This window comes from Micromonospora andamanensis (assembly GCF_016863495.1).
GTDB classification, from domain to species: Bacteria; Actinomycetota; Actinomycetes; order Mycobacteriales; family Micromonosporaceae; genus Micromonospora; species Micromonospora andamanensis.
Genome location: NZ_BOOZ01000004.1, coordinates 97,664 through 121,055 on the forward strand (window position 1 = coordinate 97,664; position 23,392 = coordinate 121,055).

Genomic DNA, 23,392 nt, shown 5'->3' on the forward strand with positions numbered 1-23,392 from the left:
GCTGCCGCACATTCACCCCTTCTCAAGCGCCTGTCGGTAGGCGAGACTCGATGCATGATTAATGCATCTACAGTGCAAATATCTGTGCTACGGGGCCGGCAGGCGGAGTGCCGGGAGATCCGAGCCCTGCTCGCCGCACCGTCCGGCCGAGCGCTGCTGCTGCACGGCGAGCCCGGCTCCGGGCGCAGCGCGCTGTTGGCGTACGCCCACCGGCACGGTCGGGGTCGCCGACTGCTCGCCGCCGCCGGCCTGCCCGACGAGGCGGTGCTGCCCTACGCCGGGCTGCAACGGCTGCTCGATCCGGTGCTCGACCGCACCTCCGCGTTGCCCGAACGGCAACGGCAGGTGCTGCGCCGGGCGGTGACCGGAGAGGGCTGCCACGACCAGGACCAGCTCGTGCTCTCCCACGCCGTACTCGGGCTGCTCGCCGAGGCCGCCCACGACGGCCCGCTGCTGTGCACAATGGACGATTTCGACGCGGGGGACGCCCCGACGGCGCGGTTGCTGACCTTCGTGGCCCGCCGGTTGCCGCACCTGCCCGTCGTCCTGCTGCTCACCGCCGGCAGCAGCGGCGCGGCGGACGCCGTACCCGGTCGTCGGCTGCTGCCGCTCGACGAGCCGGACAGCCGTGCCCTGCTCACCGCTCGCCGCCCGGGGCCGCCACCCCCCGGACCGGTGCTGGCCGCCCTGAGCACCCTCGCCGCCGGCAACCCGCAGGCGCTCGTCGACCTCGCGGACTCGCTGACACCCGGACAGTGGCACGGCACGGAACCGCTGCCCACGACCCCGCCGGCCGACGGTGAACTGAGCCGGGCGTACCGGAGCATGCTGTCCCGCCTGCCCGACGACACGCGGCGCGCGCTGCTGCTGGCCGCGCTCGCCGCGACCGCCCCCGTCACCCCGACTCCGGCCGGCCCGGGTCACGCGGTGGATCCGGTCACCCTCGGTCGGGCGCTGCGGGCGGCCGGCGGCGGCGTCGCGGCGCTCGCGCCGGCCGAGGCCGCCGGCCTGATCCGGCTCACCGCCCCGGGTGGCGCGGTCTTTCCCCGGCCGCTGGCCCGCGTCATGGTCGAGGCGACCGCCTCCCTCGCCGCGCGCCGCGAGGCGCATCTGCTGCTCGCCGACGCGCTCGACGGCACCGGGGCCCGGTTGCGTCGGGCGCTGCACCTGGCCGCCGCGACCGACGGTCCGGACCCGGCGCTGGCCACCGAGTTGGCGGACGCGGTGGGCGACCCGGTGGACCGGTGCGCCGCCGCTACCGCGCTGGCCCGGGCCGCCGAACTCAGCGACCCCCCGGAACTCGCCGCCCGACGGCAGGTAACCGCTGCCCGCTACGCCTGGCAGGCGGGGGATCCCGACCGGGCCCGCGCGTTGCTGCACCGCGTCGCGGGCGCTCTGTCCGGTCCTGCCGGCACCCGGCGGTCCGGAGCGTCACCAGCCCCGGTCGCCCGGGACACCGACATGTCCGCCGCAGACGACCCGACGGTGGCGGCCACCACCCGCGGTCTCGCCGAACTGCTGCGCGGCGAGATGCGACTGCGCTGCGACTCGGCGTCCGCCGCGCTGCCGACCCTGCTGGCCGCCGCGACCGCCCTGGCCGAGGTCGACCGTGAGTCGGCGCTCGTCGCACTTGTGCGAGCGGGCGAGGCCGCCTGCTTCTCCGGCGACCAGTACCGCTACGCCGAGGTGGCCCGTCGGATGGCGGCACTCCGCCGCGACGGCGATCCGCCGTGGGCGGACCTGCTGAGCACCCTGGTCGCCGGGGTCGCCGCCACGCTGCGCGGCGAGCACGCCGACGCGGGCCCGCTGCTGCGCCGGGCGGTGGTGCTCGGCGGGCGGCTGACCGGTGCCGCGCAGACCCCCACCGCGTTGAGCGGCGCGGCAGTGGCCGGCCTGCTGGTGGCGGTGGACGCCGCGGCGTACCGGCTGGCCGACCGCGCCGTCGAACTGTCGGCCGGGCACGGCGAGGTTTCCCTGCTGCCGAGGGCGCTCGAACTACGCGCGATGAGTGAGTACTGGCTGGGTCGGCACGACGCCGCGACGAAGAGCTGCCGGGAAGGGCTGCGGGTGGCCCGGGCCGCCGGTCAGCACACCAGCGGCGGCGTACACCTCGGGCTGCTGGCCGTGCTCGCGGCGGTGCGGGCCGATCGCGACGCCGCTCTGGGGCACGTCGCCGCGCTGGGTGACGCGGCCGTGCCGGGCAGCCGGCCGCACGCCCTCGCCCAGTGGGCCCTCGCGTTGCTGGACCTGGTCGACGCCAGGTACGCCGACGCCACGGACCGCCTGGCCGCGTTGGCCCGCCCCGGCACCGGACGGGGCCAGGTCCTCGTCCAGGTGATGGCCACGCCCCACCTGGTCGAGGCCGCCGTCCACGACGGTCGGCCCGCCCGGGCCCGGGCCGCGCTCGGCGTCTTCGACCGCTGGGCCGGCAGTACCGCCAGCCCGCTGCGCCGGGCGTTGTCGGCGCGCTGCCACGCCCTGCTGGCCCCGCGCGGCAGCGCCGATGCCGAACAACAGTTCCGGCTGGCGCTGTCCCTGCACCCGTCCGACGCCGCGACCTTCGAACGGGCGCGTACCGAGCTGCTGTTCGGTAGGGAACTGCGCCACGCCCGCCGCCCCCGTGAGGCCCGCGGTCACCTGCACCGGGCCCGGCAGACCTTCACCGTGCTCGGTGCCGAGGTGTGGGTGCGGCAGGCCACCGTCGAGCTGCGCGCGGCGGGGGAGTCGGTCGGCACGCCGGACCCGCACGCCGTACGGCTGCTCACCGGTCAGCAACTGCGCATCGCCCACCTGGTCGCCGCCGGTGCCACCAACCGGGAGGTGGCCACGCAGATGTTCCTGTCCACCCGGACCGTCGACCACCATCTGCGCAACATCTACCACCGGCTCGGCATCCGCTCCCGTACCGAGCTGGTCCGCGCGTTGGGCTGACGTGGCCAAATCGATATTCAACCGATCCATGACGGGCGTCAGAATTTCTTGACATTCGAAGGTCGGTGGCGAACGATGGCCAACACGGCCGGGTGATCTCACTCACATAGAGCCCGCCGTTGGTCCCAAGGCACCTGTCGGTGTTGACGCACCTACCACCCCCGCCCCAGGAAGGGCCTTGTCGATGAAGAAGGTATTCACGCTCGGGCTGATAGCCGGTCTCGCGGTCGCACTCGCCGGATGTACGGACTCGGATGCCACCCCCTCGGGAGAGAACAGCGGCGAACTGCGCCAGGTCCGGGTCGCGGCCCTGCCCATCACCGAGACCGCCGCGTTGTGGGGCGGCATGAAGGCCGGCATCTTCGAGAAGCACGGACTCGCGGTCGAGGTGCTGCCCGCGCAGGGCGGCGCCCTGGCCATCCCCGCCCTCATCAACGGCGACATCGACTTCGCCATCGGCCAGCCGTTCGGTCCGTTCCGGGCCGACCTGCAGGACCTCGGCGTCGTGATCATCGGTAACTACGCGTCGTCCTACGCCGAGGGCGACGACATCAACGCCGTGGTGGCCTCGGCCAAGTCGGGCATCACCAGGCCGGCGGAGCTCGCCGGCAAGCGGGTGTCGGTCAACAGCCTGGGGGCGGCCGGCGATGTGACGATCATGGCCGCGGTGGAGAAGGACGGTGGTGACCCCACCACCATCAAGTTCGTCGAGGTCGCCTTCCCCGACGTCCCGGCACAGCTCGAAGCCGACAACATCGACGCCGCCTGGGTGCCGGAGCCCTTCGTCACCCAGCTGCGCAGCCGTGGCGACACCTTCATCGTGGCGCCCTACCAGGCGGTCGCCCCCGGGCTCGCGACGCTCACCGCCATCGCGACGAAGGAGCAGATGGACTCCGACGCCGAGCTGATCGCCGACTTCACGGCCGCGATGAAGGAAACGCTGGAGTGGGCGCAGGACTCCGCGAACGAGACGGCCGTCCGTCAGGCGATCAAGGACAACCTGGAACTCCCGGAGCCGGTCGCGGACTCGGTGAAGCTGCCGCGGTTCGGTTGGGAGCTGGACCGGGCGAGCCTGGAGTCGCTGGCGACGCTCGCCGGCAAGTACAAGGTGCTCGACCAGCAGCCCAACTTCGACCGCCTCATCCAGCAGCAGTAGACCGGCGCGGTCCCGCCCTTCCCGGTGACCGGCCGGGAAGGGCGGGACCGCCGAACACGGGAGCAACATGCACGTCTTCTCCATCCGGCGTCCCCGTTCGCTGCGGAAGGTGATGCTGGGCGTTGCCGGGCTGACCGGGTTCCTCGTCGTCTGGCAACTGGTCCCGACCCTGGGCCTGATCAACTCGCAGTACCTGCCGTACGTCACCGACATCTTCGCCCGGCTCGCCGAGGAGTTCCGCGACCTCGCCTTCTGGCGCCGGCTCGGACACACGATGACCTCGTGGGCGATCGGGCTGGCCGTGGCCACTGCCGCCGCCGTCGTCCTCGGTACGATCGTCGGCCTGGTGCCCTTCCTGCGCCGCGCCACCCACACGGTTGTGGAGTTCCTGCGGCCCATTCCGTCGGTGGCGCTGATTCCGCTCGCCGTGCTGCTGTTCGGCATCCAGATGCAGGCCGCCCTGCTCATCATCATCTACGCGTCGTTCTGGCAGGTGTTCGTGCAGGTGATCTACGGCGTCGCCGACGTCGACGCGGTCGCCCGGGACACCGCCCGCAGCTTCGGACTCACCCGCCGCGAGCGGCTGTCGTACCTGGTGCTGCCGACCGCCCTGCCGTACCTCATGACGGGCGTCCGGCTCGCCGCCGCGGTCGCGCTCATCCTCGCCATCACCGCCGAGATGGTGATCGGCAATCCCGGTCTGGGTCGGATGATCGAGCTGTCCCGCTCCGCCGGTGACTCCGTCGGGCTGTACGCCTTCGTCGTGGTCACCGGGCTGCTCGGACTCCTGGTGAACATCGTCTTCCGCTTCATCGAGCGGCGTTCGTTGTCGTGGCACCAGTCCGTACGCGGGGAGGAGGTCCTGTGAGCGCGCACACCGACCGGATCGCCAGGCGGTCGCGCGGCGGCGGTCTCGGGCGCCGCGTCGCCGCGGGCTTCCTCTACTCGCTCGGGCTGCCCTTCCTGCTGCTGGTGATCTGGGGACTGGCGTCGTCCTCGTCGACGAACCGGTTCTTCCCCGGCCCCCTCACCATCCTCGAGGCCTTCCGGGAGACCTGGATCGGTCCCGCGTTCGTCGACGACGTGCTGCCGAGCCTCTACCGGCTCGCCCTCGGCATCGCGGCCTCGATCGTGATCGGCATCGCCGCCGGTACGCTCATCGGCCTGTTCCGGCCGTTGCGCGAACTGCTCGAACCGTTGCTGGAGTTCTTCCGGGCCATCCCCCCGCCGGTGCTGATCCCGGTGGTGATGCTGCTGCTCGGCATCACCGACACGATGAAGGTCGTCGTCATCGTCTCCGGCGCGGTCTGGCCGATCCTGCTGAACACCATCGACGGTGTCCGCGCCACCGACAGCGTGATGTCGGAGACCGCCGACTCGTTCCAGATCACCTGGTGGGAGCGGCTCCGGTTCCTCGTGCTCCCGGCGGCCAGCCCTCGGATCATGACCGGGGTCCGGCAGGGGCTCTCGGTCGCGCTGATCCTGATGGTCATCTCGGAGATGTTCGCCTCGTCCGCCGGACTGGGCTACCGGATCGCCTACTTCCAACGCAACTACCTCATCGCCGAGATGTGGAGCGGCATTCTCCTGCTCGGCCTCGTCGGCGTTCTCCTCGCCGCGACCTTCGGTGTCGTCGAGCGACGGGTGCTGCGCTGGTACCACGGAATCAGGGAGGTCAATCGTGCCTGACCGGAGCACCCTGCTGCGGGTGGAGCACCTGCGCAAGGTCTACGAGTCCGCGAACGGCGATGTCGAGGCGATCGGGGACATCAGCTTCACCATGCGGTCCGGTGAACTGGTCTGCATCGTGGGGCCGTCGGGCTGCGGCAAGACGACCCTGTTGAAATGCCTCGCCGGCCTGCTCCGGCCGACAAGCGGCCTGGTCGAGATGGACGGGCAGCCGGTGACCGGTCCGAGCCCCGCGATGGCCGTGGTCTTCCAGGAGTACGGCCGCAGTCTCTACCCGTGGTTGACCGTCCGGGGCAACGTCGAGCTGCCGCTGCGCCACAAGCGGCTGTCCCGCCAGGAACGCGACAAGCTCGTCACCGACGCCATCGAGGCGGTCGGGCTGGCCCACGCGGCCCGCAGTCACCCCTGGCAGCTCTCGGGCGGCATGCAGCAGCGGGTGGCGATCGCGCGGGCCATCGCGTACCAGCCCGAGGTGCTGATCATGGACGAGCCGTTCGCCGCGGTCGACGCGCAGACCCGCGCGGACCTGGAGGACCTCGTCCGCGAGCTGCACCGGACGCGCAAGATTTCGGTTCTTTTCGTTACCCACGACATCGACGAGTCGGTTTACCTGGGGGAACGGGTCCTGGTGTTGTCGGCTTCGCCGACCTGGGTGCAGGAGGATCTCGCGGTCGACCTTCCGCCGGAGCGGGATCAGATCACCACCCGGGCGCTGCCGCGCTTCACCGAGCTGCGTACGCATGTCTACGACCAGATCCAGCGTGCGAAGCGCGGGCAGGCCGTCGCCCCGTGACCTGTGGGTTCGCTCGAGAGGGAAAACGGTGCGCAGTCGTCAGCCGAAGCAGCTGCTGCTCGCGTTCTTTGGCGAGCACGTCGTCGACGATGCTCCAGGCCCGATCCGCGCCAGCGTCCTGATCGGGGTGCTCGAAGGCGCCGGCGTCGCCGCACCGGCGACGCGGGCGACCCTCGACCGGCTGGTACAGACAGGCATGCTCGACCGCAGCAAGAGCGGCAGGGAGATCCAGTTCTCGCTGACCGGGCACGGGGCGGCGGTGTTGCGGGAGGCCACCGCCCGCGTCCGGGGCCCGCGTCCGTTCGATCCGCAGGGCACCGGCTGGACCCTCGTCACGTTCACCATCCCCGAGGGGCAGCGGACCCTGCGTCACCGGTTGCGTTCCACCCTCACCTGGGAGGGTTTCGCACCGCTGCGGGACGGCCTCTGGCTCGCACCGGGCGAGGTCGACCTCGCCGGGTCACTGGAGCCGCTGTGCCGGGACCTGCCCCCCAAGACGGTGATCGCCTTCCACGCCCGGGAACTCGCCGGGTTCCCGATCGCCGACAGCGTTCGCGCGGCGTGGGACATCGAGGCGATCCGGCGCGAGCACCTGGCGTTCATCGAGGTGTGGGACGATCCCGGCGCCGCGACGCAGGCACCGAGCGCGCTCACCGTGCGGACGATGCTGGTGGCCGACTGGCTCGCCCTGCTGCGCGCGGACCCGAGACTGCCGCGCGAGTTCATGGACGCCCGGTGGCCGGCCGGGCGGTCGACTCAGGTGTACCGGCGGATGCACGAGCGGCTGGCCGCGGCCTCCGCCGAGGAGTTCGCCGCCCTCATGACAGGTGGCACCGGTGCGACGCCCAGGAACGGTGGCGGTGTCGCCGTGCGGGCCGGGCGGCGACCCGGCAAGTCGGAGTCGGATCTGGGCCGGGCCTCCTGACACCTGGCCCGGCCGGGCGGCCGTCACGCCGGCCCGGCGGGCCTCAGCCGCTGTACCGGTTGCGCAGGTCGGTTTTGCGTACCTTGCCCGAGGCGGTACGCGGTAGCTCGTCGACGATCACCACGTTCTTGGGCAGCTTGTAGCGGGCGACCCGGCCGTCCAGGAACTGCCGCACGGTGTCGACGTCCACGCTGGCACCCTCGCGGACCGTCATGATCGCCCACGGCACCTCGCCCCACCGCGCGTCGGGTACGCCGATGACCGCCGCCCCGGTCACCCCGTCGATCTCGCCGAGCAGGACCTCGACCTCGGCCGGGTAGATGTTCTCGCCCCCCGAGATGATCATGTCCTTGAGTCGGCCCGAGATGTAGAGGTAACCGTCGGCGTCCAGGTATCCCAGGTCGCCGGAGCGGAACCAGCCGTCCGGGGTGAACGCCTCGGCCGTCGCCTCCGGCAACAGGTGGTAGCCCGGGAAGAGGTTCGGGCCGCTGATCTGGATCTCACCGATGCCGCCGTCGGCGATCGGCTCGCCGTTCTCGTCGGCGATCCGAACGCTCGTGAAGAAGTGGGGGAGCCCCACGCTGCCCTGCTTGGCGCGGGTCATCGCGGGAGGCAACGACGTCGCGCCCGGCGACGCCTCGGTCATGCCGTAGCCCTGCGAGAACGACAGGCCGCGTTCCTCGTAGGCGTTGAGAATCCGGGTGGGCACCGCCGAACCGCCGCAGGTGAGCTTGCTCAGCGTCGACAGGTCGGTGCTGACCCAGTCCGGGTGGTCGGCCATCAACTGGTAGGTGGTCGGTACGCCGCTGAGCATGGTGACGCCGTGCCGCTGGATCTGGGCGAGCGCGCGGCCCGGCTCGAAACCCTTCTCCAGCACGAGCGTGGCGCCCTTGAGGATGACCGGCAGCGCGCCCATGCCGAGGGACGCGACGTGGAACAAGGGCGAGATCATCAGCGCCACGTCGGTCGAGACGACGTCGTAGTCGACGACGCAGTTGAGCGCGACCCAGGTGAGGTTGGCGTGGGTCAGCACCGCACCCTTGGCCCGGCCGGTCGTACCCGAGGTGTAGATGATCGCGGCCGGGTCGTCCATGCTCACCTCGGCGGCGGCAGCGTCGTCCACGTCGGTCGTGCTCAACAGCTGGGCCAGCCCCGGACGGTCGGCCGTGCCCGCCCCGGTGACCACGACGCGCGGTGACTTTCCGGTGCGGGCGGCGGCCACCCGATCGCCGAACTCGGGATCGTGGATCAGCACCCGCGCGCCGCAGTCGGTGAGCACGTGGGCGACCTCGGGCGGCGCCAGCCGGGTGTTGACCGGCACGAAGACGGCACCCAGCCGGGCCGCGCCGAACATCACCTGGAGGAAGTCCGGGCTGTTCTCACCCAGATAGGCCACCGCGTCGCCGGTGCCGACGCCGAGACTCCGCAGCAGCGCGGCGAACCGGTCGGCGGCGTCGGCGAACTGGCGGTACGTCACGCTGTCGCCCTCGCCGTGGACGAGAGCGACCTTGTCGGGGGACTTGAGTCGGCGCTTGGCCAGCCAGGCACCGATTCCCTGTTCGTGCATCAGCGTCTCCCGGTGGTGGAGGATGGTGCGTCGATGCGTGCCCGGCCTGCCGATGTGCCCGGCCCCTGCCGGTACGTCGGCGGCCGTCAGGCGTAGAAGCGGTACAGGCCGCGGGCCACCACTGCCGGCTTGGTCCCGCCGTCGATCTCGATCGTCTGGTCGACGGCGATCTGGTAGCCGCCGGCCACCTCGACGACCTCGGCCACGGTCGCGGTCATCCGTACCCGCGAGCCGACAGTGACGGGAGCCGGGAAACGCACCTTGTCGAGGCCGTAGTTGACCTTCGTGGTGACACCCTTCACGTCGAGCAGCTCGGTCCAGAACGGCACCGCCAGGGAGAGCGTGAGGAAGCCGTGCGCGATGGGCGCACCGAACGGCCCGTTCTTCGCCCGCTCGGGGTCGACGTGGATCCACTGGTGGTCGTCGGTGGCGTCGGCGAAGAGGTTCACCTGGTCCTGGGTGACCGTCCGGTAGTCGGTGTAACCGAGGTCGGTGCCGGCAAGGTCGGCGAGCTGTTCGTAGGTGATCGTCGTCGTCATGAGCTTCCTCTCGTCGTCAGCTGGACAGGCGCAACAGCCGGACGGCGTTGTCCTTCAGGATGCCGGGGAGTACCTCGGGCTTGAGGTCGGTGCTGCGTACGTCCCGTAGCCACCGGTCGGGGGTGAGCAGCGGGTAGTCGGTGCCGAGGAGCACCCGGCGCTTGAGCAGCGAGTTCGCGTACCGCACCAGCTCGGCCGGAAAGTACTTCGGGCTCCAGCCGGACAGGTCGATCCAGGTGTTGGGCTTGTGGGTGGCCACCGACAGCGCCTCGTCCTGCCAGGGGACCGACGGGTGGGCCATGATGATCTGAAGCTCCGGGAACTCGGCCGCGACGGGATCGAGCAGCATCGGGTTCGACAGGCCGAGCCGGAAGCCGTAGCCCCCCGGCATCCCGGCACCGATCCCGGTCTGCCCGGTGTGGAACAACGCCGGCACGCCTGCCTTCTCCAGCAGACCCCACAGCGGCGCGTACTGCTCGTCGCTCGGATCGAAGCCCTGCACCGTGGGATGAAACTTGAAGCCGCGTACGCCCTCGTCCTCGATCAGCCGGGTGGCGAGGTCGAGCGCCGCCGGCCCGGTGCGCGGGTCGACGGAGCCGAACGGGATCAGCACGTCGGCGTGCTCGGTTGCGGCGCGGGCGATCTCCACGCTCGACAGCGGCTGGTGCGCCAGTTGGGTGCGGGCGTCCACCGTGAACACCACTGCGGCCATCTGACGTTCCCGGTAGTACTGCGCCACCGCCTCGATCGCCGGGCGCGGCCCGTCGGCCTTGAAGTACTTCGACACCGCCGCCACCAGGTCGTCGGGCAGCGAGTTGTGGCCGTGCTCGTCGACCTCGATGTGCACGTGCATGTCGATGGCGGTGACGACGTCGAGGTCGATGGCGGGTTGGTACATGATGGGTGCTTTCGTCCGGCGGGTCAGGAGGCGGCGGTCTTGAACTCCTCGGGAAGCTCCGGGAACCGCTCGCCGACGCTCTGCGTCGCCCCGGCGAACGTCGCCGGCCAGGCGTCGAGCAGCGCCTGATACGTCCAGCCGCCCTCGCGGTGAGCGGTGAGTGCCGCCTCCGGGTGGGTCCAGACCTGGAGCCGGTCGCCGCCGATCCCGATCACCTGCCCGGTGACGCCGCCGGCCGCGTCAGAGCCGAGGAACGCGATGAGCCCGGCGACGTCGTCCGCCGTGCCGAAGCCGAGATCGTGCCGGAAGAACGCCGGCATCGGCTCGCCCTTCTCGGCCGCCTGCACGGCGGCGGCGAAGTAGGGGACTGTCGCGGTCATGGCGGTGGCGGCCACCGGCACCACTGTGTTCGCGGTGATGCCGGCGCGCTTGAGCTCCAGTGCCCAGGTGCGCGTCATACCGACGATGCCCGCCTTGGCGGCGGCGTAGTTGGTCTGACCGAAGTTGCCGCGCTGACCGGTGGGGGAGCCGATGCAGATGATGCGCCCGCCCTCGCCGGCCGCCCGCATGTGCTGCACCGCCGCGCGCACAGTGGTGAAGGTGCCGCGCAGGTGCACGTTGATGACGGTGTCGAAGTCCTCGTCGGTCATCTTCCACAGCACGGTGTCGCGCAGGACACCGGCGTTGGTGACCAGGATGTCGAGTCGACCGAAGGTCTCCACCGCGGTGGCGACCAACTGTTCGGCGGTCTCGGTCGGGCCGACCGGAGCGACAACCGCGGCGGCCCGGCCGCCGAGCGCCTGGATCGACGCGACGGCGTCGGCTGTGGTCTGCTCGTCGACATCGTTGATCACCACGGCGGCGCCCTGTCGGGCGAGCTCCTGCGCGTACGCGAGGCCGAGACCGCGTCCGGATCCGGTGACGATGGCGACCTTGCCGTCCAGGGACATGGAGAACTCCTTCGTGTCCACCCGATCTGAGCATGGACCATTGAAAATGTCAATCATTGGTGAAACTTGCTACCATCGCGCCATGGCCTCTAAGACCCGGCTGCCGGGGCGGGACGCCCTGCGGGACAGCGTGCTCGGCGGTGACCTGGTCTTTCTGCTGGCCCGCGCCAACGCGCTCACGCTCGCGGCGGCAAACGCCGCCCTGGCCGAGCACGGGCTCAAGGCGCGGTCCTACTCCGTGCTGGCGCTGGCCGCCGACGGTGCCCGACCCACGCAGCGCGAGCTTGCCGAGTTTCTCCGACTCGACCCGAGCCAGGTCGTCGCGCTCGTCGACGGCCTCGAACAGCGTCAGTTGGTGGAGCGCCGCACCGACCCCGCCGACCGGCGGGCCAACGTCCTCGTCGCGACCGACGCCGGTCGGGACCTCTTCGCCCGCGCCCAGCAGGCCGCCCGCGCCGTGGAGCGGGGCCTGCTGGCTCCGGTGACCCCCGAGGAGCACGAGCGGCTGGCCGGTCTGCTGCGGTTGCTCGCGTTTCCCGACTGAGCGTGGTCGGGGAGGCTCGCCCGTGGCGAGCCTCCCCGACCTGGCGCTGGGGCGTCAGAAGCGGATCCAGGTGCCGGCGAGCCGGCGCTGGCCGACGCCCGGCTTCGACCAGTCACAGACGCCGCCGGGGAAGACCGCTCGCAACCGCTGCCACTGCTCGGCGGTGAAGTCCACCCCGTAGAGCGACTTCCGCAGCGGCTGGAGCTGGCACTTGAGCACCGCCGAGGTGGTGGGCCCGCCCGCCACCACCCGGGGGTTGCGGTGGTACGGGTAGAGCTGGTTGCACCGGGCGCCCGGATCGAGGGTCAGCCGCTCCACGATCCGCTCACCGTCGGGCCTGACGCAGCTGTCGGCCAGGCCGCGCGGTCGCGACAGTCGGGTGAGCGCGACGGCGTCGAGGTGCGGACGGGCCGCCGCGAGCCTGCCGCGCGCGGTCAGCCAGGCGTCCATGTCGGTGAGCGCCTGCTCCTGGATCGCCGCGCTGCCCGCGCCCGGCGGGCCGGTCACGCTCACATGGTTGTCGGCGTTGCCGTTGGCCCGTACCAGCCGCTCCCGCATCGTCCAGGAACGGAACCGGTCGTGGAAGTCGCCTGTCGGATCGGTGTACCCACGGGTCTCGATGATCGGGGTCCAGCGCAGCCCGCCGTCGAACTGGTTGACCCGGCCCGTCGCGTACGCCGTGCTGAGCGCCGCGACGTTCGCCGAGGTGCGCTGCGGGGTGCGGTTGCCCTCCACGTCCAGGCCGCCGATGCCCTCGTTGAGCCGGACGAACTGCTCCGGGCTGAGCACGCCCGCCTTGAGCGTCGCCAGACCGTACTGCACGCCGACGGTGTCCGGGATGATCGGCCGGCCGGCACCTGTCCGCTTGTCGACGCCGTACACGTTGGAGACGAAGTCCGCCATGGCGCAGCGGATGCCCTCCGGGTTGGTGTCCGGGTGGTAGCGCCGGTCGGCGGGGATGTGGGCGGGGCAGGCGGTCGGCCAGTCCACACTGTCGAAGAACTGGTAACCGAAGCAGGTGTTCGGGCTGCCGAAGCCGCTGACGGCGCTCTGCTGGGCGGCCGACAGGCCGGCGGCGGTGGCCGCCTGGGAGATGAACCGGCACTCGTGACCGGAGATGGTGGTGGAGCGCTCGTCCGGGTAGCCGATGCTGCCGATGACGCCGTCCAGGATGCCCGGATAGGCGTTGGAGATCAGCAACTGCTGCATGGTGCCGGCCGATCCGCCCCAACCCATGGTGAAGGCCGGTACGCCGAGCGTCTCGATGAAGTGTTCCTTGACCATCATGGCCGTCTCGGCGGACGTGACGTCGTTGCAGTTGTGCGCGTACACGTTGAATGTCGCGCTGGCCACCGCGTACCCGCGCCGCAGCAGCGTGTCGTCGACGACGCCACCGGTGCTTGTGGCCTGGGTGTGGCCGATGCCGCAGGCGCCGCCGAAGGTGTACACCAGCCGTTCGTTCCAGCCATGGGTGCTCGTCCACGGGCTCGGGGCCGGGGTGCCCGGCTGGTGCAGCATGGCGATCTCGTACACCGCCCGGTTGATGGTGCCGCGCTCGATCCGCACCACGTACGGGACCGTCCGGCCGGCAGTGGTGGTGGTGCTCGCCACGTCCGCCGGTAGCGGACCGTCGGGCAGGTCGACGAAGCTGCCGGCGGTGCTGCGGTACCGGTAGCTGACCTGGGGCTCGGCCACGTGGCAGTTCTCGTCGACCGGGCCCAGGTGCCACGGGCTGCCCGAGGCGGTGCAAAAGAGTGGGATGTGCGGCCCGGAGAAGACCGGCCCGGCGGCCGGATGGTTGACGAGCGTCAGCGTGGCACCCGGCCGGCCCCAGCCCGGCCCGTACGTGCGGACCTCGATCCGGTTGCGGCCCAGCTTCAACCGGTCCACCAGGCCGAGCAGGGTCCGCTTGTCGCCGGCCGGGCGGAAACGGTCTGTCACGTCACGGCCCTCGAGGCGGACCTTCACCTGACGGGGCGCGACGGTGCGCGGCACGGTGACCCGAATCAGGGCGTCGCCGCCGCTGACCATGTCCGCGCGGCCGGAGACGACAGCCACGTCGAAGCCACTGTGGCGGCCCTTGCCGGCCACGGTGGCGGCGCCGGCCGGTGCGGAGCTGCCGACAAGTGCGGTGGCGACGAGCGCGGTCAACGCCACCCGGAGGGGTCGGTGCCGGGCGCTCCTCCGAGATCGGTGGGTGGGCATGGCAGGACCCCTTTCAGCCGGGGACGGGCGGCTGGGCCTCCGGAGCCGAAGGCACGGGGAAAACGTAATGCGAAAACTGATCGGCAGCCAATGGAAGTGCAATGCATCAATGCCGTAAGGTCGCCCCGGCCGGGCTCGGCACGGATGTACGGTGCGGTCAGACCGGTTCGAGCCGCTGGACGAGGTCCTCGAAGCGCTTCTGGGCCAGCGGAGCCAGCGCCTCGGAGATGCTCAGGAACATCGCCCGTGCCTCGGCACGCGGGAACGACCGGGGCAGGAACTCGGCAGGTAGGTCAGGGTCGGCGCCGACAAGTGCCCGCCAGTCGCTGACCAGCCGGGTACGCGCGACGAGCGCCTCCGCCGGCAGCACCCCGCCGGCCGTGGCGCGACCGGCCAGCTCGCGGTAGCGGTGCAGGAAGTCCCGGTAGCCGGCGGCCACCTCGTCGATCCGCCAGGCGGCCTCCAGCCGCGCCCGGCCGGCCGGCAGCAACTCCAGCTCGGTGGACCGTAGGATCACCGCGTCGGTGACCCCGAGTTCGCTGAGCTGCTCGCGTGCCTCGTGGCGCCTGTCGTGCGGCGTCACCCAGGTCGCGTCGTACAGTGGCCAGAACGTCAACCAGCGCAACCGGGCCCGGATCAGGCGACGCTGGTTCGCGTCCTCCATCGGCACCGTGAACGCGATGAGCGTCCAACTGCCGTCCCAGGCGCTCTCGTCGGTGGTGGCGAAGATGCGCCGCGCACCGCGCTGGAGGATGTGCCAGGCCGGCTCGGTCAACCGGTAGCTGGTCCGCCGGCCCTCCTTGGTCCGCTGGAGCATGCCCCGCTGGGTCAGCCGGGCGAGCGTGGCGCGGGCGTTCGCGGGCGCGATGCCGAACTCCGCGAGGACGGCCACCAGACCCCCGGACGGCAGTGGTGAACGACCGGCGTGCCAGTGGTCCCCGAGCAGGGTCACCAGCAGACGCTGGGCCCGGGCCCGCCCGACCGCCGCCCGCTCCGACGACGACCCCGGCGGCAACCGCTCGCCCAGCCCGTCGCTCACCACGACGACGCCCCGGTGGCGATTCCGTCGGTTCGGGGCTGGCCAGAGCGCATCAACACCCGGACACGTTACTGCGCCGGGTGACGAGGCGGTACCGGCCTCAGCCGGGGGACCGCCGAGATCCGTACGACGTGCCGAGCGACCGGGAGATCGTCCGTCCGGCCGCCTGGACCAGCGGTGCCAGCGCCACCGGGTCCGCCCGGTGCTGGGCGACCACGAGTGAGATCGCGGCGACCACCGCGCCCTCGGGTCCGCAGATCGGCGCGGCGACCGAGAGGGCGTCCATGGTGACCTGCCTGTCGCTCACCGCGTACCCGGTGCGGCGTACCTCGGCCAGCGTTCTGCGCAGCCGCCCGGGGTCGGTGACGGTCAGCGGGGTGTACCGCTCCAACGGCGCGGCAAGCACCTGCTCATGCACCTCGGCCGGCGCGTACGCGAGCAGCACCAGCCCGACGCCGGTTGCGTGCAACGCGAAGCGGCCACCGACCCGGGTGAGCACCGGCACCGCATGCCGCCCGGCGATCCGTTCGATGAAGACGAGTTCGGCGTCCTGCCGGACCGCGAGCTGGACGTTCTCGTGGGTCACCTCGTACAGGTCCTCCATCGTCGGCAGCGCCAGTTCGCGCAGCCCGAGCCCCCGGGGGGCGAGCGAACCGACCTCCCACAGCCGCAACCCGATCCGGTACCGCCCGTCGTCACCCCGCTCCAACGCGCCCCAGGCGACCAGCTCGGCGACCCGCCGCGAGGCGGTGGGCAACGGCAGTTCGGCTCGCCGGGCCAGCTCGCTGAGGGTCAGCGCCGGGCTGGCCGGGGTGAACGCGTCGAGCAGGGCCAGCACCTTGCTGGTGACCGACCGTCCTGGTTGCGCGTCCACCCCGCCATCATGCCGACCCCGGCCGGCCGGTCACAGCTCCAGCGTCAGTCGGGGCGTCACCGCGCGCGAAACGCAGATCATCATGGTGTCGCCGACGGCCCGCTCCGCCTCGGTGAGCAGGCTGTCCCGGTGCTCCGGCACACCGTCGAGCACCGGGGTCTCGCAGGTGCCGCAGGTGCCTTCCCGGCACGAGGAGAGCACCTGCACGCCAGCCGCCTCCACCGCCGCCAGGATCGACGTGCCCGGCGGTACGGTGAGCGTCCGGCCGCTGAGGGTGAGTTCCACCTCGACGGCGCTGTCGACGCCGTCGGCGGTGGCCAGCGGAGTGAAGCGTTCGACGTGCAGGGCCCCGGCGGGCCACGTCCGGCAGCGTTGCTCCACCGCGGCGATCAACGACTCCGGCCCGCAGCAGTAGACCAGCCCGTCCGTCGGCTGTCCCAGCAGCTCGTCCAGGTCGAGCAGGCCGGTCTCGTCCTGCGGGTACAGGCTCACCCGGTCGCCGTACTTCTCCCGCAGGGCGTCGGCGAAGGCCATGGTGGCGCGGCTACGCCCGCCGTACACCAGTCGCCAGTCGGCTCCGGCGGCGTCGGCGGCGGCGACCATCGGCCTGATCGGCGTGATACCGATACCACCGGCGACGAACAGGTAACGCGACGCCGCCACCAGCGGGAAGTTGTTCCGTGGTCCACGCACCCGGACTGTCGCGCCAGGGGTGAGCCGCTCGTGCGCCTGCCGCGAGCCACCGCGCCCCTCCGGCTCCAGCTGCACCGCGACCCGCAGGGTGGCCCGGTCTGCCGGGTCACCGCAGAGCGAGTACTGGCGTACCAACCCTGGCCCGAGTTCCAGGTCGAGGTGCGCGCCGGGGGACCAGGCGGGCAGGTCGCCGCCGCCGGGGCGGCACAGGCCCAGGACGGCGACACCCGTCGCCGCCCAGTCCCGGTCGGCCACCACCAGCTCCGCGCCGTCCAGGTCGTCGGCGGTCACGCCGGCACCACCGACCGGGCGGGCGACACCGGCGTCCCGGCGGCGGCGTGCGGTGCGGGCGGGACCACCTCCGGCGACTGATGACCGTACGGATGGGCGAGCAGCCACTCCCACAACTCGACAGGCTCCTCGGCGACGCGCTCGGCACCGCAGTGACAGATTCCGCGCAGCGTGTCGGTACCCGGCATCCAGTGGATCCGGTAGATCCGGTCGCCGGTGAGCATGTGGGCCGGCTCGGTCATCGGGGCGCCCCCACCGTCCCAGCCTCGACCATCCGGGCGATCAGCCGTCGGGCGGCGAGTCCGCCGGTGTCGATGTTGATGCTGAGTTCCTGGTACTTGTCCGGCTCGGACGCGATCACCTGCTCCAGGATGTTCAGCGCCGTCACGTCCTGCATGACCACCGTGTGGTTGCTCTGGTGCAGGTACTCGCTCACCGACTCGTCGTCGATGGCGAAGTCGCGGGCCACCGCCCAGAAGTCGTACGTGGTGTTCTCCGTCGACGGGGTGATGGCGTACACGATCTCGGCGTGGAAGGCGTCGCTGTCCTCGCCCTCGGCCGGCGGGTAGACGCCCTGTGGCGCGATCCGGCTGTGCAGCAGGTACAGGCACGGCGGGTGGAACTCGATGTCCTGCCAGCGGGTGATCCGGCCCTGGATGCCCGTCGACTTGGCGTAGAACGGCGGGCACTCGGCGTCGTCCATGTGCCGGCTGACGTAGACGATGCCGCGTTCCTCGTCGACCTCGGTGGTGATCGGCGTGTTCGCCACCTCCGGGGTGCCGATGTAGCCGCCGTGCAGGTAGGTCTCGTGGGACAGGTCCATCAGGTTGTCCACGAGCAGGCTGTACCGGGCGTTGAGCGGCGCCATCCCGCGCACCACCGTGTACCGGGGGTCGTCCAGCCAGGGGGCCCGGGGAATCGTGGTCGGGTCCGCGCGGTCCCGGTCGCCGATCCACACCCAGATCAGCGAGTCCTGCTCCACCACCGGGTACGCGGCGACCCGCGCGGTGCGTGGGATGCGTTGCTGGCCCGGTACGAAGACGCAGGTGCCGGTCTGGTCGTAGGTGAAGCCGTGGTAGCCGCAGACGATCGTGTCGCCGTCGAGCCGGCTCTCGGACAGCGGGTAGCGGCGGTGCACGCACCTGTCGGCGAGCGCCACGGCCTCCCCGGACTCGGTGCGGTAGAGGACCAGCGGCTCACCGAGCACGGTGCGGGCGAGCAGATCCCGCCCGACCTCGTTGCTGTAGGCCGTCACGTACCACTGGTTGCGGGCGAACGCCATCGTGACCCAACCTCTCTCGGGACGGGAGCGGGGTGCAGTCGGATGATCCCGTGAGCCGCCCGCTGATCGGCAGCGCCTATTTCACTCAGTGAAAGGCCGGCGGCCTTTCGCCGGTCGCCGCGACGCTGCGATGATCGGCGGCGTGACGGGGGTCGAGGAACCAGTGCGTACGGACCAGGCAACGGCGCACGCGGCTGATGAGAGCCGGCTGGGTGGTCGGTTCTGGCGGCTCTGGTCGGCGTCGGCGGTGTCCAACCTGGCCGACGGGATCGTCAAGATCGCGCTGCCGTTGGTGGCCGTCGGCTACACCCGCTCACCGGTGCTGGTGGCCGGGGTCGCCACCGCGTTCAGCCTGCCCTGGCTGCTGTTCGCGCTGCCGGCCGGCGCCCTCGCCGACCGGCTCGACAGGCGTCAGGTGATGCTCGCCGCCAACGCCCTGCGCGCGGTTGTCATCGGCGGGCTGGCGCTCGCGGTGGCCTTCGACGCCGGGTCGATCTGGCTGCTCTACCTGGTGGCGCTCGGCCTCGGCATGGCCGAGACCCTCTACGACACCTCCGCCCAGTCGATCCTGCCGCAGGTGGTCACGCGCGACCGGCTACCCCGGGCCAACGGCCGACTCGCCGCCGTGGAACTGGCCGCCAACCAGTTCGTCGGCCCACCACTTGCCGGTTTCCTGGTCGCCGCCGGGGTGGCCCTGGCCCTCGCCGGGCCGGCGGTGCTGTGGGCGGTGGCCGTCGCCGCGCTGCTCCTGGTCGCCGGCCGGTTCCGGATCGAGCGGGACGAGCCGACGACGATGCGTGCCGACATCGTCGAAGGGCTGCGTTTCCTCTGGCGGCACCGGCTGCTGCGCACCCTGGCCACGATGGTCGGGACCAGCAACTTCATCACAAGCGCCATCTTCGCCGTGCTCGTGCTCTATGCGGTCGGCCCGGATTCGCCCATCGGCCTCACCGAACCCGGGTACGGCCTCCTGCTCACCACCATCGCCGCCGGCATCGTGCTCGGCTCGGTAGCCACCGCACGGATCGAACAACGGCTCGGACGGTCCCGCACCCTTGCGCTCTCCGTGCTGGCGATGGCCGCAGTCGTCGGCGTACCGGCGCTGAGCACCAACCCGTTCGTGATCGGTACGGTCTTCTTCGTCGGCGGGATCCTGCTCGCCACCTGGAACGTCATCACCATCTCGCTACGCCAGCGGATCACCCCGGACCGGCTGCTCGGCCGGGTCAACAGCGGCTACCGAATGCTGGCCTGGGGAAGCATGCCGGCCGGCGCCCTGGTCGGCGGCGTCGCGGCCGAGGTCTTCGGCCTCCGCGCGGTCTTCGCCATCATGGGGCTGCTGACGCTCACCCTGCTGCTCGGCATGTTCGTGGTCACCGACGCCAACATCGAGGCCGCCGAACGCGACGCGGCCACCTGACCGCGCCGGCGCAGCCGTCCTGGGCCTGCGTGGCATGACGATGTGATTGAGAGGCTCTCGGGTGTCGCTCAGCGGCTGGTTGGCCTGTCCGCAGTGCGCCAGGTGTATGGCACTGGGCACCGCGTACCGGCTGGGGGAGCAGCGGATCGGCTATTTCCAGGACGGTTACACCGTCAACTCCGGCCAGCCGGAGTTGACCCGGGCGTTGTGGAAGTTCCTGGCCGACCACGCCTCGCACCCCCTGCGGGTGCTGCTGCCCGATACGCCGGGTTACGACGGCCTGGACCAGTTCCGGGAAATCGGCGGCGACGAGCGGGGCGACGTTTCCTTCGCCGAGTACCTCGACGGGTGGCCCGGCTGAATCAGACCCAACCACCTTCACCGCCCGGCAACCAGTACAAGCGCCGGCCGTAGTCAGTGGCCCTGCGGATAGGACAACAACGGGGAATTTGTCGCCTCGAACCGAGCGGAGACGACAACAACAGGGAAGTTGCACTCACGCATGACGAGTCGACCTGTGGGCTGGATGCAGCTACTGTCTGCTGCCGTGGAGTTTGCTGCGGGCGTCCCTGGCCGGTGGATAGTGACCCTGCGGTCTGGTGGGGTCCTGGAACTGGCGGCTGACGCGTACAGCGAAGAGGACAACCACTTGCTCTTCAACGTACTGGTCGACGCAGACGATGATGAGCAAGGTCAGATGTTGGTCGACTGGCGGATACCGAACATGCCACGACGGGTCGGCATGGTGGTGGCCAAGGTGCCGGTAGCCGAAGTGGCCGACCTCTACACAGCTCCGTCATGGTTCGATGACGCCAGCAGTGTCGACACGACCAGGTGATTCCTGGACAGCAGCGCGCTACGTCGCTGAGGTGTTGTATCGGTCGAGTGTGGCCTTGGATGTCGAGGCGTCGCGAAAGATGAGTTCCCACGGGCCGGTGTTGACGTCCATGTCCTTGCCGAACCCGACCCACTTGCCGGCCATCCGTCTGCCCGTGGGCTCGGCGAGGAGTTGGACCGCACCGTGATAGCGGGCACCCCGGTAGTAGCCGCCCGGGTCCGTCTGCTCCACCCAGGTGCCGGTGATGACGGAGCCGTCCACAGTCAGGTCCATGGAGAGAGATGAGGCGGCCGAGCCGGGCAGGCTACGTGCGGTCAGCCGGTCGCCGTGCTGGAGGACGACGACGAAGTGCTGACCGGCGAAGGAGTCTCCCCGGCCGCTTGAGTAGTACTGGTAGCGGCTGAGCCAGACCCCCTCGTATGACTGGTGGACGGTGGTCGGCCGTGGGGTCGGCGTCGGTGTGGCCAGGCTGGACATGGGAGATGTCAGGTCGTGGCCGCCGTGCTTGTCGTCGGCGACCTGACTGCCGGGTACCGATGCGAAGCCCAGCAGCGAGATGGGTAGGCCGGTGACGACCTCCAGCGCGCGGGCGTAGACGGGTCGGGGTGCAGCGATGGCACCGGACTCCCATCGTTGGACGAGCCTCTTGTTGGCGTCGTTGGGCTCGCCGACGCGATGGCCGGCGGCTTGGAGCGCGCGGGCGAAGTCGTCCTGGCTCATCCGCATCCCGATGCGGATGGTTCGCAGGGCGGTGTTGGGGGCGTTCATGACCGACACGATAGCGCCGTGTCGCCTTTATGTCGCCACCAATGTGGCCTAGTTGTCGGGCTTTGTGCCGTCGCGCTCGGTGACATCAGGACGTCACTGTAGACCCGCGACGGCAGGCTTGCCGCCGCGCGTCTGCCGACGGAGGTGGGGATGCAGGGTGACGGCGACGGGCCAGGGGAGAGCCGGGGCGAGCAGATTCAGGCAGCCGCGCGGGAAGCGGCCAAGCGGAGGCTACTCGCCGAGGCTGAGGCGGAGCGGATCCCGGCGGAGGAGATCACCCGGGCGATACCGGATCGGCGGTGGCGTCGTGGACAGCGTTGAGCTTTTGCCGGTCGGGCGGCGGGTGGCGTACTGGCGGGGGCGGCGGAAGCTGTCGCAGCAGATGTTCGCCGACCGGCTCGGCAAGTCGAAGAGCTGGGTCGACAAGGTTGAGCGCGGAGTCCGATCGTTGGACAGGCTCTCCACTCTCCAGGAGATCGCCCGCGTGCTGCGTATCGACACCGCCGCCCTGCTCGGCGGGAACACCGCGCCGGCCGACGCGACGCATCGCGCCGAGGGTGTCGACCGGATCAGGGCTGCGTTGTCCCGGTACGAGATCCCGTTGGGCGTGCCGGCGGGCCTGCGGCCGGCGTCACCGGTGGAGCGGATGCTGCGGGAGGTGGGGCACGCGTGGACGACCTTTCAGTACGCCCGCTACCAGCAGATGATCGACATGGCACCGGAGCTGCTCATCAATGCACAGCGCACCTACGCCCGAGCACCGGTCACGGGTCGAACCCCGCTGGTGGAGGCGTACCGGATCACGGCCGCCCTGCTGGTCAAGCTCGGCGACGCCGAGCTGGCGTGGCTGGCCACTGACCGGGCGATGCTCGCCGCCACCGGTGACCGGGAACTGGTGACAGCCGCAGCCGTCCAACTCGGTCAGGTGCTGCGGATGTCGGGGCGTACGCGGGAGGCGAAGTCGGTGATGCTCGCCGCCGCGTACCGGATCGCTCCGCCGGAGATCGAGTGCGGTACCCCGGCGGAGCTGTCCCTGTGCGGAACGCTGCTCATCCAGGCAGCCCTGGCAGCCGCACAGCACGGAAACGAGCCGGCGGCCACCGATCTGATCGACGAGGCCGCCAGCATGGCCGAACGGGTCGGCGACGGGCGCGACCATCACCACACCGGGTTCGGACCCACAGCCGTCGCCCTGGCGCGTACCGCCGCAGCCGTCGAATCCGGCGACGCCCGTGCTGCGATCGCCTGGCACGAGAAGGCCACCAGGCGGCCCGGGTGGCGGTGGCTACCCCCAGAACACCGCGCTGCGCACCTGCTCGACGTCGCCCGTGCTTACCTCCACGCCGACGATGCGACCACCGCCGCACGGGTGCTTGTCGAAGCCGAGCGCACCGCACCGGCAGAGATCCGAGACCGTCCCGTAGCCCGGGAGCTACTCGCCGAGATCACCCGTGACCCGCGCGCCCCGACGACGGTCACGCAGCTCGCCGTCTCCCTCGGGGTGGGCTGACCGGCGACGGCACCATTCCTGTCCCTCGTCCAGGTCCGTAACCGACCGATCCTCATCATAGGGCCGACAGGGTGAGACAGGGGGTTGAGACTTTGGGGATTGCGGCTCGACGGGGGCCAGACGAATCCCGGTCGAGTGGCCGAACGGCTGCTCCAGTGAAGTGTGGGGTCGGCGGCCGACGGGCTGGCGGCGCGCTGGTGAGCGCGATGACCGTAGGTGGGACAGCCGACGTACATTTCGGCTATGCGTTGGGTGACCCGCTCCGCCGGTGCCTGCTGATGAGATCAGCTACCACAACAGGGATTACCGCCAACGCACCAACCAGGACCTTAAGGCCGAGGGACGAGTCCCAGGCGAAGCCCAAGACCACGAGGGCGAGCAGGATTAGAAAGTAGACGACCTTTAGGTAGCGCGGCATGACCCTCACCGTAGCGCGGCGAAGTTCACTGACCGAACCGCTTCGATCGCGATAGTCTTCCG

General features: G+C 71.0%; 23 protein-coding genes. 12 read left to right on the forward strand and 11 right to left on the reverse strand.

The window, feature by feature from the left end:
- The first annotated feature begins 72 nt into the window (after positions 1-72).
- From Van01_RS05240 to Van01_RS05265, 6 genes are all read left to right on the forward strand, one after another.
- Complete coding sequence (locus tag Van01_RS05240) at positions 73-2,931, forward strand: helix-turn-helix transcriptional regulator (RefSeq protein WP_239098861.1); 2,859 nt, start codon at positions 73-75, stop codon at positions 2,929-2,931.
- 184 nt (positions 2,932-3,115) lie between these two features.
- Positions 3,116-4,087: an ABC transporter substrate-binding protein gene (locus Van01_RS05245; RefSeq protein WP_204001083.1), complete on the forward strand. Its 972-nt coding sequence runs from the start codon at positions 3,116-3,118 to the stop codon at positions 4,085-4,087.
- A 67-nt stretch (positions 4,088-4,154) separates the two neighbouring features.
- The gene (locus Van01_RS05250; protein ID WP_239098862.1) at positions 4,155-4,955 is read left to right on the forward strand and encodes an ABC transporter permease; all 801 of its coding nucleotides are present in this window, start codon (positions 4,155-4,157) and stop codon (positions 4,953-4,955) included.
- Entirely contained in the window at positions 4,952-5,776 is an 825-nt protein-coding gene (locus tag Van01_RS05255; protein WP_204001086.1) for an ABC transporter permease, read from the forward strand. The genes Van01_RS05250 and Van01_RS05255 overlap by 4 nt, the downstream gene beginning before the upstream one ends.
- Positions 5,769-6,569: an ABC transporter ATP-binding protein gene (locus Van01_RS05260; RefSeq protein ID WP_204001089.1), complete on the forward strand. Its 801-nt coding sequence runs from the start codon at positions 5,769-5,771 to the stop codon at positions 6,567-6,569. The genes Van01_RS05255 and Van01_RS05260 overlap by 8 nt, the downstream gene beginning before the upstream one ends.
- A 28-nt stretch (positions 6,570-6,597) precedes the next feature.
- On the forward strand, positions 6,598-7,494 hold the full coding sequence (locus Van01_RS05265) for a PaaX family transcriptional regulator (protein ID WP_204001092.1): 897 nt from the start codon (positions 6,598-6,600) through the stop codon (positions 7,492-7,494).
- 43 nt (positions 7,495-7,537) lie between these two features.
- Here Van01_RS05265 and Van01_RS05270 read toward each other — a convergent pair whose 3' ends face one another.
- From Van01_RS05270 to Van01_RS05285, 4 genes are all read right to left on the reverse strand, one after another.
- Positions 7,538-9,061: an acyl-CoA synthetase gene (locus Van01_RS05270; protein ID WP_239098863.1), complete on the reverse strand. Its 1,524-nt coding sequence runs from the start codon at positions 9,059-9,061 to the stop codon at positions 7,538-7,540.
- A gap of 86 nt (positions 9,062-9,147) precedes the next feature.
- Complete coding sequence (locus Van01_RS05275) at positions 9,148-9,600, reverse strand: MaoC family dehydratase (protein ID WP_204001095.1); 453 nt, start codon at positions 9,598-9,600, stop codon at positions 9,148-9,150.
- A 16-nt stretch (positions 9,601-9,616) separates the two neighbouring features.
- Positions 9,617-10,498: an amidohydrolase family protein gene (locus Van01_RS05280; RefSeq protein WP_204001098.1), complete on the reverse strand. Its 882-nt coding sequence runs from the start codon at positions 10,496-10,498 to the stop codon at positions 9,617-9,619.
- Between the two features lie 23 nt (positions 10,499-10,521).
- Positions 10,522-11,469, reverse strand: a complete 948-nt coding sequence (locus Van01_RS05285; RefSeq protein ID WP_444543473.1) for an SDR family oxidoreductase — start codon at positions 11,467-11,469, stop codon at positions 10,522-10,524.
- Between the two features lie 61 nt (positions 11,470-11,530).
- On the opposite strand from Van01_RS05285, the gene Van01_RS05290 reads away from it, so the two are divergent.
- Positions 11,531-11,992 carry a MarR family winged helix-turn-helix transcriptional regulator gene (locus Van01_RS05290; RefSeq protein WP_204001112.1) on the forward strand — a complete coding sequence of 154 codons (462 nt, stop codon included), beginning with the start codon at positions 11,531-11,533 and terminating at the stop codon, positions 11,990-11,992.
- Between the two features lie 54 nt (positions 11,993-12,046).
- On the opposite strand, the gene Van01_RS05295 is transcribed toward Van01_RS05290, so the two are convergent.
- The 6 genes from Van01_RS05295 to Van01_RS05320 form a co-directional block, all read right to left on the reverse strand.
- Complete coding sequence (locus Van01_RS05295; protein ID WP_204001116.1) at positions 12,047-14,197, reverse strand: DUF6351 family protein; 2,151 nt, start codon at positions 14,195-14,197, stop codon at positions 12,047-12,049.
- 157 nt (positions 14,198-14,354) lie between these two features.
- Positions 14,355-15,236, reverse strand: a complete 882-nt coding sequence (locus Van01_RS05300; RefSeq protein WP_204001129.1) for a PaaX family transcriptional regulator — start codon at positions 15,234-15,236, stop codon at positions 14,355-14,357.
- Between the two features lie 100 nt (positions 15,237-15,336).
- Complete coding sequence (locus Van01_RS05305) at positions 15,337-16,110, reverse strand: IclR family transcriptional regulator (protein WP_204001131.1); 774 nt, start codon at positions 16,108-16,110, stop codon at positions 15,337-15,339.
- Positions 16,111-16,140: 30 nt separating this feature from the next.
- Entirely contained in the window at positions 16,141-17,094 is a 954-nt protein-coding gene (locus Van01_RS05310; protein WP_239098864.1) for a PDR/VanB family oxidoreductase, read from the reverse strand.
- Positions 17,091-17,336: a hypothetical protein gene (locus Van01_RS05315; protein ID WP_204001134.1), complete on the reverse strand. Its 246-nt coding sequence runs from the start codon at positions 17,334-17,336 to the stop codon at positions 17,091-17,093. The genes Van01_RS05310 and Van01_RS05315 overlap by 4 nt, the downstream gene beginning before the upstream one ends.
- Positions 17,333-18,376 carry an aromatic ring-hydroxylating dioxygenase subunit alpha gene (locus Van01_RS05320; RefSeq protein ID WP_204001137.1) on the reverse strand — a complete coding sequence of 348 codons (1,044 nt, stop codon included), beginning with the start codon at positions 18,374-18,376 and terminating at the stop codon, positions 17,333-17,335. Before Van01_RS05320 ends, Van01_RS05315 begins: the two co-directional genes overlap by 4 nt.
- A 142-nt stretch (positions 18,377-18,518) precedes the next feature.
- Here Van01_RS05320 and Van01_RS05325 point away from each other — a divergent pair, with 142 nt between their 5' ends.
- The 3 genes from Van01_RS05325 to Van01_RS05335 all read left to right on the forward strand — a co-directional run bounded on the left by Van01_RS05325 (position 18,519) and on the right by Van01_RS05335 (position 20,634).
- Entirely contained in the window at positions 18,519-19,796 is a 1,278-nt protein-coding gene (locus Van01_RS05325; RefSeq protein WP_373306208.1) for an MFS transporter, read from the forward strand.
- A gap of 106 nt (positions 19,797-19,902) precedes the next feature.
- A complete protein-coding gene (locus Van01_RS05330; RefSeq protein WP_204001141.1) occupies positions 19,903-20,157 on the forward strand; it encodes a hypothetical protein in 255 nt (84 codons plus the stop codon).
- Positions 20,158-20,343: 186 nt separating this feature from the next.
- A complete protein-coding gene (locus Van01_RS05335; RefSeq protein ID WP_239098865.1) occupies positions 20,344-20,634 on the forward strand; it encodes a hypothetical protein in 291 nt (96 codons plus the stop codon).
- A gap of 18 nt (positions 20,635-20,652) precedes the next feature.
- Here the strand turns inward: Van01_RS05335 and Van01_RS05340 are convergent, their stop codons facing one another.
- Complete coding sequence (locus tag Van01_RS05340; RefSeq protein WP_204001144.1) at positions 20,653-21,402, reverse strand: helix-turn-helix domain-containing protein; 750 nt, start codon at positions 21,400-21,402, stop codon at positions 20,653-20,655.
- Between the two features lie 150 nt (positions 21,403-21,552).
- On the opposite strand from Van01_RS05340, the gene Van01_RS05345 reads away from it, so the two are divergent.
- Positions 21,553-21,723 (forward strand): hypothetical protein, encoded by a 171-nt coding sequence (locus Van01_RS05345; protein ID WP_204001147.1) that lies wholly within the window; start codon positions 21,553-21,555, stop codon positions 21,721-21,723.
- Positions 21,710-22,912, forward strand: a complete 1,203-nt coding sequence (locus tag Van01_RS05350) for a helix-turn-helix domain-containing protein (protein WP_239098866.1) — start codon at positions 21,710-21,712, stop codon at positions 22,910-22,912. Before Van01_RS05345 ends, Van01_RS05350 begins: the two co-directional genes overlap by 14 nt.
- Positions 22,913-23,392: the final 480 nt, after the last annotated feature.